Source organism: Rhodococcus artemisiae (assembly GCF_036327795.1).
Classification (GTDB): domain Bacteria; phylum Actinomycetota; class Actinomycetes; order Mycobacteriales; family Mycobacteriaceae; genus Rhodococcus; species Rhodococcus artemisiae.
The window spans coordinates 62051-75246 of sequence record NZ_JAUTXY010000007.1 but is presented as its reverse complement, the minus strand read 5'-3'; the positions used below and the strand labels follow the sequence as shown (position 1 = coordinate 75246).

Annotated in this window: 5 protein-coding genes; 3 read left to right on the top strand and 2 right to left on the bottom strand. The window is 61.4% G+C overall.

The genetic code is table 11. The features are described 5' to 3' along the window. Window position 1: 1 nt before the first annotated feature. Entirely contained in the window at window positions 2-1642 is a 1641-nt protein-coding gene (locus Q7514_RS16210; protein WP_330134310.1) for a (2,3-dihydroxybenzoyl)adenylate synthase, read from the top strand. A gap of 20 nt (window positions 1643-1662) precedes the next feature. Here the strand turns inward: Q7514_RS16210 and Q7514_RS16205 are convergent, their stop codons facing one another. After that, on the bottom strand, window positions 1663-2475 hold the full coding sequence (locus Q7514_RS16205; RefSeq protein ID WP_330134309.1) for a sugar phosphate isomerase/epimerase family protein: 813 nt from the start codon (window positions 2473-2475) through the stop codon (window positions 1663-1665). Window positions 2476-2530: 55 nt separating this feature from the next. Then, window positions 2531-2764 carry a phosphopantetheine-binding protein gene (locus Q7514_RS16200; RefSeq protein WP_330134308.1) on the bottom strand — a complete coding sequence of 78 codons (234 nt, stop codon included), beginning with the start codon at window positions 2762-2764 and terminating at the stop codon, window positions 2531-2533. Between the two features lie 310 nt (window positions 2765-3074). Here Q7514_RS16200 and panD point away from each other — a divergent pair, with 310 nt between their 5' ends. Together panD and Q7514_RS16190 are read left to right on the top strand one after the other, a co-directional pair. Further along, window positions 3075-3488, top strand: a complete 414-nt coding sequence (gene panD, locus Q7514_RS16195; protein WP_330134307.1) for an aspartate 1-decarboxylase — start codon at window positions 3075-3077, stop codon at window positions 3486-3488. Window positions 3489-3575: 87 nt separating this feature from the next. Continuing rightward, window positions 3576-13193, top strand: coding sequence for an amino acid adenylation domain-containing protein (locus tag Q7514_RS16190; protein WP_330134306.1), 9618 nt, complete (start codon window positions 3576-3578; stop codon window positions 13191-13193). The last annotated feature ends 3 nt before the right edge of the window (window positions 13194-13196 follow it).

Sequence of the window (13196 nt, the reverse complement as noted above, 5' to 3'; positions counted from 1 at the left end):
CATGACGCGTGTGGATCCGCTAGTGCTCGACGGGTTTGTCCCTTACCCTGAAGAATTCGCTGTTCGGTACCGGAATCAGGGGTACTGGATTGATCAGACGCACTCTGAGTTCCTGTTCCAGAGCATTGAGCGCAATCCTGAAAAAGTCGCGATAGTAGCCGGCGATATTCAACTGACGTACGCCGAACTCGGCGACAGGATCCTCAGGCTTGCCGCCGGGTTTCAACATCTGGGAATCGGAAGAGGCGATCGGGTAGTGCTGCACCTGCCCAATGTGGCGGACTATGTCCCGTTGGTATTTGCGTTATACGAACTCGGGGCTATACCTGTGCTGGCGCTCGCGGCGCATCAGCGTCATGAGATCGAATATATCGTGGACTTCACCCAAGCGCGTGCTTACGTGACGGTCGAGCGGCACAACGGAAATGATCTCGCAGCTCTCGCTGAGGACATGAAGGCGTCGTCCTCGACGCTGGAGCACACGATCATACTGGCGCCCGATGGACGCGGCGGAGACCTCGACGGACTCCTGTCACATGGAGCCCTGACACATAGGCGCCGCTCACTGCCCTCGGACGTTGCATTCGTTCAGCTCTCGGGTGGTACCACCGGGCGGCCGAAGGTGATCCCACACACGCACGAAGCGAATCTGACCTCCGTTCGGAGTGCGGTGCGGCACTGCGGAATCACAAGTGGCACCATCCAGTTGATCGTGCTGCCGCTGTCGCACAGCTTCGCAATGCGATCGCCGGGTTACCTCGGAGTGTTGGGCTCCGGCGGAACGGTCGTTCTCTCACAGAACGGCAGCCCCGATGCCGCATTCTCATTGATCCAAAAGCATCGGATCACCGACGTGTCGGTCGTTCCCCCTCTTGCACTGGCCTGGCTCAACACCTCATTGAAATCGGATTTCGATCTCACCAGTTTGAGAGTCCTACGGGTGGGCGGTGCGAAATTCAGCGCCACTGCAGCACGCCGAGTGCGATCGGAATTGGGTGCCACCCTGCAGCAGAGCTTCGGTATGGCGGAAGGCTTGGCTACCTTCACCAACCTGGATGATGCCGAGGAGGCAATCACGTCTTACCAGGGACGCCCCAACTCAGACGGCGATGAGGTACGAATAATCGACGACGAGGGGAACGAGGTGGCGCGCGGCGAATCTGGGCACCTGCTCACCCGGGGTCCGTCCACGATTCGGGGGTATTACCGTGCGGACCAGGACAACGCTGAATGCTTCACACCCGATGGATACTACGTCACCGGCGATATCGTATGTGAGCGCGCAGATCGCTACCTGGAGGTCGTAGGGCGGTCCAAGGACCAGATCAACCGCGGGGGAGAAAAGGTTGCCCCTGAAGAGGTCGAGAACCTCCTGCTATCCCACGAAGGCGTCCACGATGTGTCGGTGGTGGGCATCGCAGACGACGTTCTCGGCGAACGCGTCAAGGCCCTGATTGTCCCGCGCCCGGGAAGTGACGCGCAGGACTTGACCCTAGTCGGACTTCGGAAGTTCCTGCGTGGACGAGGTTTGGCTGCCTACAAAATGCCCGATGTCGTCGAGTTGGTCGAAGAGTTCCAGAAGACGTCGGTCGGGAAGATCAGCAAACGCAGCCAGCGCGAATCGGTCGTTGGCCCCGCTTGACCCTGAATCGCAGAGACGATTCACTTCACGCCCAGTCCGGGAAGCTGACCGACCAGTTCGTCTAGGGACTGTGCACCCCGCTCCGCAACAACCGCTGGCGGGAGCGCCCGGTACTCGGGGTTGAAGATCTCGAGGGAGATCGCTCCTCGGTAGCCGTTGGAGATCGCCGCTGCGACGGGGCTGGCAAGGTCGAACGCCCCACTGCCGGGGAAGCATCGATGGTTGCGGCTCCACTGTTTGAGATCCATCGACAACCAGGGCGCGTCGGCAACCTGCAGGAACCCCACTGAATTGTCTGGTAGCTGATTCAAGACCGAGGCATCCTCGCCGCCGGCGATCAAATGGAAGGTGTCCACGACGAGTACGAGGTTGGGCTGATCGGCGTCTCGGACGACATCCCACGCATCGAGTACACGGTTGATGTGAGTACCCCACGCCAACGCCTCGAACATCACGGTCATACCCTGTTCGGCAGCAGCGACGGCAAGCGCCGAGACCTGCGAGACAGACAGATTTCGATTGCTGTCGGCGTCGTCGTCAGTGTTCGACACCACCAGAATCGCATCTGATCCCAGCGACTTCATCACACCGAGATCGCGGTCGAATCGGGCCCGCACTTCGACGAACTCATCCGGCGATACTCCCTCAGCTCGGCGGAACGGTTGGTAGAGGTCGATCGTCAATCCCAGGTCGGCACAGAGACGTCCGCACTCGCTGGGCGACAACCCGGACTGACGAAGGTCCTCATCGAGTAGCTCGACCGCGTCGAACCCGGCCGTCGCGATACCGATCAGCTTGTCCTCGAGGCTTCCGCCCAGTGACACCGTGGCCATACAAGTTCTCATACCGACTCCCATGCGCATTTCGCGTTTCTGTACTTTTCGTGCTCTAGGTCTGAATATCGTCAAGAATCTTCAGCCACCGGGATAGGCGACGATCCTCGGCAAGCGCTATGAAGTCGATCCCCTTTGCGCCGGAATCGCGCCAGCGATCCACTAGCTGCATCAGCCGGACCGAGTCGAGCCCTTGTTCTTCCAGGTCCAGTTCGTGGTCGACGTCCTCGGCGTCGAGGAAAAGTGCATCTGCTACATCGGCAACAGCCTGTTCGCGGGTGACCTTCATGGGGTTGCTGTTCTCCTCCTGGTGACCGGATGCTGCATCGCACTCCTCCGGATGAGGGAGCGGTTAGAGCGGTGCGTGTTGGGCGCGTTGTGGATTGGTGGTCCGATAACGGACGCCCTGTTGCGATAGGCTACCCTAAGCATGATGTGATGTATCTGACCGAGGCACGATCACAATCCGGAGGGAGACTGCCCCATGGATTCGGATCGGCCGTCGAGAAGGCGGTAGTCCGAATCACCTTCAGCCGCAGGGGCAGCATCCGCACGGGGGCCGACTCCGGTTCCCCGTAACAAGCTAGGAGGTAGTTCTCGTGTTGCGTACAGTGCTAGGTGGAAAAATCCACCGCGCAACGGTGACCCACGCCGATCTGCATTACGTCGGGTCGGTCACGATCGACGCAGATCTGGTGGACGCGGCGGGCTTGGTCGAAGGGGAACGCGTTCAGATCGTCGACATCACCAATGGGGCGCGGATCGAAACCTATGTGATCGTCGGTCCTTCAGGTGGGGGCCATATCTGCATCAACGGTGCAGCTGCCCACTTGGTCAGCACGAACGATCTGGTGATCATCATGTCTTATGTGACCGTCGACCATGATGAGCTCGCCGCGCATGCACCGAAGGTGGTTCACGTCGACGCGGACAACAAGATCGTGAGGCTCGGACACGATCCCTCCGAGGCGGTGCCCGGCGCCGTCGACCAGTTCTCGTCCAGAGCGATTTAGACGGTCCGGGCGCCCCAGATGGCGTCGACCGAGTTGTGCTGAGGCGTCCGCGCGTAGAAGTGAGCATGAGAAGGGAAGTGGGGCTGGATGACGAGGATTGCTCTGTCCGGGCCGCAGGAAGGTGTCTGGGCGGGGCAGCGTCTGGTGCCCGACAGCCCGGTCTTCCGGATCACTCAGGTGATGTGGTTCGAAGGCGAGATCGACTGCAACGCCTTCGCCGAAGCCGTGTCTCAGGCCTTCAGTGAAGCCGAAGCATTGCGTGTCCGATTCGTGGAACACGACGGTGTGCCATATCAGGAGATCGTCGACGACCTGGTGCTTGATACTGCCGTTCGGGGGCATTCCGCCGCCGACGACGTGATCCGCGACGAGGCCCGACAATCGGGGCTGGCCGCGGTGGATCTCTTTACGGGCGTTCTGAACGAATCGCTCCTGCGCCGCCGAACCGACGGCGGATGGGCGTGGGTGTTCACTACCCACCACATTCTGGTCGATGCATACGGCTTGGGGGTGTTCACACGTCGGGTGGCCGAGATCTATTCGGCCGATGTCGCGGGCAGCGGGGTACGTGAGCGGCAATTCGCCAGTCTGACAGACGTGGTCACCGGTTCGGGACAGCGCCCAGGGGTGGATCCGGGGCAAGGGTTTGCAGACATAGAGGCATACAAGGCTTCCGGTGGCCTGGAGACCGCCGAGGTCTTCGCAGGCTCCATCAACAAGGAGGTGGTAGGTGGCGGCGACGTCCTATGGTCTCGGATTCAAGAGGTCGCCCGGTCATACCGACTGAGCTGGGTGGATCTCCTGACCGCCGTGTGGGGGATGTACACCGCACGCGTCAGTGGCCGTACCTCGGTTGTGCTGAGGGTTCATTTCATGATGCGATCGACCCCGGCTCGACTGAAGACGCCGTCGATGCTGGTGACGATTTTGCCTGTGGTGATACCGATCTCGCCATCGATGAGTGTCTACGACTTCGCGAGGGCGTGTGCCGACGCGATCAGGGCAGCAAAGGCTGCCGAAGGCGTATCCGAGGAGGAATACGCAGCGCGGTGGCCTGGCGGCGAAGCTGACTACCGCTGCATCCCGAGCATCAACGTCAAGGCATTCGACTATCTGGTCGAGTTCGGCGACGTACGGGCCCGTCAGGAAACGGTCAGCGACGGCATCATCGGCAGGTTGGACCTGGTGTGTTACGCGGATCCGGTTCATGGGTTCCGCATTGATCTCTTCGGAAACGAAGCGCTCATCCCAGACCATGAACTACGCAGCTATGCGACAGGTTTCGCCGAGTTTCTGGACAGAATGCTCCTCGCCGACCCAGTGCAGTCGATCCTCGCAGACTTCCCGGTGCCATTGCCGGACTCCGAGCGTGACAGGATCGCCGAATGGTCGGTGGGGCCAGCCGGTACCCGAATCGACGACGTAGTCGCTGCCGCCGGCGGGTCGGTCGACGCACTCGTGAGAATGCAGGTCGAACGAACCCCAAAATCCGAAGCAATCTGCAGCGATGCAGGAACACATCTGAGTTTTGCTGAGTTCGACGAGTCGGTGAACAGGCTCGCCCGCGTGTTGATCGAGCGCGGTGTCCGCGTCGGTGACACGATTGCGGTGCTGTTGCCGCGCTCGATCGACGCGGTCGTCGCAGTGGCCGCGGTAGTCCGCACCGGTGCCGCATACGTTCCCATCGATCCCAACTATCCTGCCGATCGAGTCGCCTACGTCCTCGACGACAGCGGTGCCACCCTGGCTGTTGTCGACGCTGCGGCGTTCACACGGCACACCGAGACGCTCCTCGGTGGATCAACCGATGCGCAGAAGGACCTGGCGATTCTCCGCCTGGACAGCATCGAGGTTCTTGCTGCGCGAACACGGGCGGAGATCGGGCCGCCCGAGCTGTCCCGGCCGATCGAGGCCGATGACACGATCTGCGTCATCTATACCTCCGGGACAACCGGCCGCCCCAAAGGGGTGGTGATGTCGCATGCGTGGATTTGCCAACGTCTGGCGTGGTACCAGTACCGGTTCCCGATGACCGCAACGGATCGGGCGCTTCTGAAGACGCCGTTCTCCTTCGATGTTGCGATCTTGGAGACCTTCGCCCCGCTGACGACAGGTGCCGTCCTGGTCGTTAGTCAAGACGCATTGCACGGCGACCCGGCCTACGTTGATCGGACCATGCGCGACCACGATGTCACCCGCGTCACGTTCGTCCCGTCCATGGCGACGGCATTCGTCGAGGACGCGCCTACAGGAACGGCGGATGTAGCCGTGTCGATGATCACGGGTGAGGTCTTCCCAACATCACTGGCGCACCGCTACAGCGACGTCTGCGCCGGGGATGTGGTGAACCTGTACGGCCCCACTGAGGCCGGCGAAGCCACAACGCACCACTTCGTTGCGGAGACGGACCGCGGTCCGACGGTGCCGATCGGAAAGCCGGTCGACAACTATCGAACCTGGGTGCTGGACTCGTGGCTCCATCCCGTGCCGATCGGCGTCGCGGGCGAACTCTACATTGGAAGCCATCGTCTCGCCGACGGCTATCTCAATCAACTGGGCCTGACAGCAACTCGGTTCATCGCGGACCCGTTCGCCGCCACTGCAGGGGGTCGGCTGTATCGCACCGGTGACCTCGTCCGCTGGAACGCCAACGGTGCGCTCGAATACCTCGGGCGCACTGACGATCAGGTAAAGATCCGCGGCAACCGAGTCGAGCTCGACGAGGTCCGCGCAGCGTTGGAAACCCATCCGGCGGTGGCGCAGGCCGCAGTGGTGGCCGTCGAGGACGATATTCTCGGAACCCGACTTGTGGCGTATTATCTTTCGGCGTCGACCCAGGACGACTTCGCGGCGTTGGCTGAGGAGCTCCAACAATACCTCCAGCAGAAGCTCCCCGGATACATGGTCCCCACCGGATTCGCTCATCTCCAGCGGTTCCCTACCACCCCGAACGGGAAGCTCGACCTGAAAGCCCTCCCTGCGGTGCAGCCCACCCGACCTGCAGCTTCCGGAAGAGGGCCGCAAGGCCACACAGAAGAGACCCTCGCTGGCATCTTCGGCCACGTGTTGGCTATCGAGTCGGGTACCCTCCTCGGCGTCGATGACGACTTCTTCCGGCTCGGTGGCCACTCCATCCTGGCCACTCGAGCTGTCGCGCGCGCCAACGGAGAACTCGGCTGCGCGCTCACCCTCAGGGATCTCTTCAACAACCCGACAATCGCGGCTCTCGCGCAGCTTGTCGAGAGCACGCCGAGGATAGCAACTGGTCCGAGAGTCGGAGAGTACCCGCGTTCCGAACCGATCCACGCATCCTACGGTCAACAAGCACTCTGGCTGATCGATCGTATCGGCGGTGGAGCACCGTACCTGCTCGGGACCGCATTCGACATCGGCGCTGAAGTCAGCCGCGACGACCTAGCCGCGGCGGTTGCCCGACTGTGCTCCCGACACGAAATCCTGCGTACTCGATTCCGGCACGACGAATTCGGCGAGGTGTACCAGGTCATCCATCCGTCGGGGCCCAGTGTCCGGTTCGACGACACTGAAGTGCTACCCGATGCCACATCCGTCGATGCACGCATAGCTGCAATCATCGCTACACCCATCGATCTCGAGGCTGAGTTCCCGACCCAGTTCACGGTGATCAGTAACGGAATCCACGACATCCTGATCGTGCATGGACACCACCTGGCTACCGATGATCAGTCGATCGCGGCGATCCTCCAGGATCTCCAGTGTTTCTTCCATGACATCGCAACGGGGAAGTGGCAGGTATATCCGGACCTGCCAGTGCAATATGCCGACTTCGCCGTATGGCAGCGGCGAACGCTAGGGGACAAGCGCGACCCGGAATCGGACTTCAGCAAACACCTCCGTTACTGGACGCACAGGCTCGATGGTGTCCCCCCAGAGACACCACTTCCCCTCGATCGCGCCAGGGATGAAAGTGACAGCCGGACCACGCAGCATGTGGATATAGCGCTGTCGGATACCGAGTGTCTGCAGCTTGATCGGTGCATGAGCGATCGTAGTGTCACCCCGCTGCAGCTACTGATCTCGGCGTTGTCTCTAGCATTGCATACGGAGAGCCCCGGGTCGTCGAAGATCCCCGTCGGAACGCCGGTGAGCCTCCGCGATGACCCGATGCTGTCCGATCTGGTCGGCTACTTCGTGAACACCGTGGTGATCTGCCCAGAGCCGGTAGCATCGAGATCTTTTGCCGACCTGTTGAACTCGGTGCGAGATCATGTCATCGACGCCGTTTCCCACAAACTCGTTCCATTTGAAACAATCGTCGAGCACATCAATCCTCCGCGAATCCCCGGCGTCTCGCCGTTCTTCCAGACGATGGCCGCCTATATTGACGAGCGAAGTACGCAGTCAGATCCCGATGCCGCAGTGCGACAGCGTGAGCTGAGTGCGACGGAGGCCGGCGAGGGATCGCCTGCGAGAGCAGCCTTCTTCGACCTCGTGTTCGCGATCGTTCGACAGTCCGACAACATTGTGTTGCGTCTGAATTCGGCGCAGGAACTGTTCAGCACCGAGACTGCCACCCGGCTTCTGCGCAGGACCCACCTGTTCCTCGCGTTGGGAACCCGTTTCCCGCACTTACCGACCCAGAACCTTGTGAACCTGGTGGCAGCACACCTGAATACCTCGGCCGTTCAGCCGGAGGGAGCACGGGTTCGTCTGCACCTCGGTGCTCTGGGGGGCACCGACAGTGAGTTCTGGGCAGCTGCCGCAAGCCAGCTCTCAGCAGCACTGGAATTGGCGGTGACGGTCGAGAAGGACGAGGGCGGCGTTCACTGGCTCGAAGGGATCGGGCTGCGATCGCCAGATACCCTGGATGCCTGCCTGTCTGCAGGAACAAAACTCGTGGACGGCCACCGGGAAGGAACCGCACTGCAGGTCGCCTGGCGCCACGACGAATTCCATCTCACCGAGCAGGAGTTGGGTGATCACCTTCTTGATCCGTACTGGGAGGAGTGGGTCGACGGGTTCGCCGACGCCGAGGGCTCGGTGCCGGAGGGATGTGAGATTCAGCTAGGGGAGCGCCGAGCACTGCGTCGTGGTCGTCTGCGCAGCCCCAGTATCGGCGGCATATCAGACTTCCGAGCGGCGATCGTCGACTCGATTACGGCAGGCATCGGTGCGACTACCGACGTCGTCGTGGACCTGCTGGAGTCGGATACGCGCGGCGGCCTGTATTCGTTTCCTGTGTTGGTCCCCGCCGAAGCCTCGGTGGCCGCTGACACGATGCGCATACCCAGTCGCCGCGCGGCCGAGCTGCGTGCCGCGATGGGTAGCACGACGTTCGGACCGTTCTTCGATGACGTCCCTCCGGCCACCGTGCAAGTGGCGATATTTTGGACCGACATCGAACTGTCAGATGTGGACTCGAGGCAGTGGTGCCCAGATGGGGAGACACCGATCTCGGTGGTGGTGTACATCGCTGCGGAGGAGGGCGGTGAGGTCCCTGTCTCGGTCGACGTGCGGACCGACTGCGAAGGTGGGCTCTCCGCGGGGTATCTCGCGGACGGTGTACTCAAAGCGATCGTATCGAGTGGTCGGATACCGGCAGATGATCGCGAAAGCCCCCTGAGCGTGGAGCGGGCGGACAGACTTCCGCTTTCTGATCGGGAGGCTGCGGAAATCAGAAACAGATTCGGTGCCCGATCACAGATACTTCCGCTCTCGCCGTTGCAGAGTGGCCTTCTGTACCATCTGGTTCGGGCGGCGGAGTCGGGTGATCGCCACACCTACGTGTCCCAGGTCACGCGAGAGCTGGCCAGTCCAGTCGATCCGGATCGAATGCGAGACTCCGTAGCTCTCATGCTCGATCGATATCCAAACATACGAGCCGGATTCACCGTCGTGGGCAACGGTGAGGTACAGGTTATTCCGGCACAGACCGAGGTACCCTTCGAGATTATCGCGGGCACCGAATGGCGATCGGCGAGCGAAGACGTCGAGGCCTTTCTGCGCGACGAGCGGGCCAAACCGTTCACCCACGAGAATCCGCCGCTGATCCGTTTCACACTTCTTGAATGCCTCGACAACCAGTGGTTGCTGGTCATGACCTTCGAACACATCCTCATGGATGGATGGTCATTCAACGCATTTCTCGATGAACTCCTGCAGGCCTACGCGGCACCGGAACGGGTGCGATCGATCCCCCCAGCCTCATTCCGCGACTACCTCACCTGGTTGGCTGAACAGGATACCGACGGGGCTTATATGGCGTGGGACCGCTACCTCGACGACCTCACCGGACCGTCCGTGTTGAACACGATGGACGGGATGCAGTCGGTCGCTGAAACTGGCGAGTGCCATTTCGATATCGATGGGGACCTTGCGGCACACATCTATGCCGCAGCCCGCGAGTCCGGTTCGACGGTGGGGACGCTCCTGCAGACCACGTGGGCGTTGGTGTTGGCACGGCTCGTCGGCCGAAGTGACGTCATCTTCGGTAACACCGTGTCGGGACGTCCTGCGGAGCTGGCGGATGCAGACCGAATCATCGGCCTGCTGTTCAATACGCTTCCCTTCCGTGTCCGGGTGCAACCGTTCGAGTCCGTCCGAGAACTGCTCCAGCGGGTGCAGTGGGAACAACTCGACGTGATGGAGCATTCGTACGCTTCCCTCACCGAGATTCAGAGACGCGTAGGGATGGGGGCATTGTTCGACACCCTCTTCGTGGTGCAGAACTTCCCCCATGAGATCGGCGCTTCGGCTGACGATGGTCCCGAGGTGACCGGCGGGGGCCTCAACGACGCCACGCACTACCCGATCACCTTCGCTGTCAATCCTTGGGAGGCGGAGGGTGTCGCGCAGGTCCATGTTCGACTCTCGTACCGAGTCGATGTCTTTTCCACAGTCCAGGCGAATGATCTGCTCGACCGCTACGTTGCCGTACTCGAGAAACTGGTCGCGAATCTCGACAGTCCAGTGGGCACAATCCCCATCCTCACCGACAACGAACGAGCCGAGGCCCTGAAATCAGCGGCCGGTCGGGGCGAGGATGTGGGCGTTGCGATGGTGGCCGATCTCCTTCGCGACCAGGTCTCAAGATCCACAGGATCGACCGCATTGGTCGCCGGCAGTCGCAGCTACACCTTCGGTGAGTTCGACGCGGAGGTGAATCGATATGCGCGGTTGCTGATCTCGCGAGGCGTAGGTCCAGAGCATCGCGTAGCGCTCTTTCTGCCCCGAGACGAGCGGATGGTCATCGCGATGTTCGCGGTATTCGCAGTCGGCGCGGCGTACGTCCCGATCGACCCGGAACACCCGGACGAACGAATCGACTACATGCTCGAGGTGGCTCGGCCCACGGCAACCCTCGCAACCGACCGTGACCTTGCTCGTCTCGGCGCCACCGCAGGCCGGATTGTCAACCTGGACGAGCCGAAGGTGCTGGCCGAGATCAAGGCGGCGCACGCTTTCGCGGTGTCCGACACCGAGCGTGGCGGACCGATTCATCCCGATCTCCTCGCATACGTGATTTTCACGTCGGGTTCGACCGGGCGCCCGAAGGGCGTCGCGGTGGGATACCGCGGACTGACCAACATGTACGCAAACCACGTGTTCGAGATATTCGATCGAGTGGTTGCCCATCAAGCCGGGAGACGTCTGCGGATCGCGCACACCACATCGTTCTCCTTCGACGCTTCGTGGGAGCAGTTGTTCTGGCTGCTCAACGGTCATGCCGTGTACATCATCGACGAAGAACTACGGCGCGAACCGGCCGCATTGATGGCATATTACGATGAGCAACGTATCGACGGATTCGACGTGACGCCTTCCTACGGGCAACTGCTCGTAGATCAGGGATTACTCGACCGAGACCGGCCGTCGGCCCGGTCGGTGGCTGCGGATGCGCCGGGGGTGGTGTTCGTCTCGCTGGGAGGCGAGGCGGTCCCGGACAGGTTGTGGCAGCAGCTCCGTCAAGCGCCGGGCGTCGAATCGTACAACCTGTACGGCCCCACCGAATACACGATCAATGCGTTGGGGGCGGATCTCGCGGACAGCCCGGTGCCCAACGTAGGAACGCCGATATTCAATACGCGTGCCTACATCCTTGATGAGACTCTCGACCCTGCCTTGCCTGGTGTGCCAGGAGAGCTATACCTGGCGGGCGACGGCATCGCGCGAGGTTACTGGGGGCAACCAGCACTCACAGCCGAACGCTTCCCAGCATGCCCATTCGAGCCGGGGAATCGGATGTACCGAACCGGTGACCTCGCACGGAGGACACCCGATGGGAACATCGCCTACCTGGGGCGGGCCGACGACCAGGTGAAGATTCGCGGATATCGGATCGAGCCCGGGGAAGTCGCCGACGTATTGGCAGACGATCCGGCAGTCGCGGGAGCCACCGTTGTGGCCCGCGCAGACCACCATGGAGTAACGCAGCTTTATGGCTACCTGGTAGCTGCCACCGACGTTCAACTGGACGTGAATGCAGTACGGAAACGCGCCGGAGAAATCCTTCCGGAGTACATGATTCCAGCAGGAATAGCAGAAATAGAAGCGATCCCACTGAACGTGAACGGCAAGGTGGACCTCCGCGCGTTGCCATCGATCGAAGCGGCAGACACAGAGTTCGTCGCCGCGACTACCGCCACTGAACGCGTGGTCGTGGAGGCAGCTGCCGAGCTGCTCGGTGTCGAACGACTGTCAGTCAACGCGAACTTCTTCCAGTCGGGCGGCAATTCACTGTTGGCCATGCGACTAGTGGCGCGGATCAATTCGGGAGGCAAGCACGAAGCCAGGGTCAAAGATGTGTTCGGGCACCAGACGCCGGCCGAGTTGGCGGTACTACTCGAGGGTGAACAGGGCGATCCGACGCAGCAATCATTGCTCGATGCGGTCCTGATCACCATGCGAAAGACCCAGACTCCGGGCGTGCTCTTCTGCTTCCACGAGTTCACAGGCTTCGCGACGATGTACTCGCGCATTCTTCGTGGAATCCCGGACAGCTGGAGTCTCTACGGAATCCAGGACCCCGTGCACGCCGGAATGGTGGTCGATTTCTCTACGATCACCGAGCTGGCGAATGCCTATGCGGATGTCATCGAGTCGGTGGTTCCAGACGGTGAGCTCAATCTGCTGGGGTGGTCATACGGTGGGCATATCGCATTCGCAGTCGCCAACGAACTCGTCTCCCGGGGTCGGGACGTGGCCCACCTCGTGATCGTCGACGCGTTGCCCTCGACGGCAAGTTCCGTGCGTGCAGTTGCTCCAGCTGTGCCGATGAGTCGGATCCTCACCGATCCTGAAATTCAGGAGAACCTCGCTATCGAGCTCATCGACGAGGGGACGGACGAAGTCCCCACGGAGTTGTTCGCAGGAATCGACGACCTGCAGCGAAGGGCGATCGCGGTCGCGAGTTCTCGAACCAATCTGCTGATGTCGCAAATGACGACCGGCCACATGGCCAAGGTGCCGACGCTTCTCGTCGTCGCGACCGAAGGCGCTGGAAAGAGCCACGATTACCCGGAAGAAGCAACGTCGCTATGGGACGGATTCGTAGAGAATCTGCGCACGCTGCTCGTTCGAGAGGACCACAACAGCATGATGCTGACCGAGAAGGGCATCGCTGCCTGGATAACCGACCTGAAGAGATTCCTCACCACGGAGAGCCTCGACGTGCAGGTGCCGCAACGCCGCAGCAAGAGTCTGACGGTGACGAAGGACGGTGAATAACCC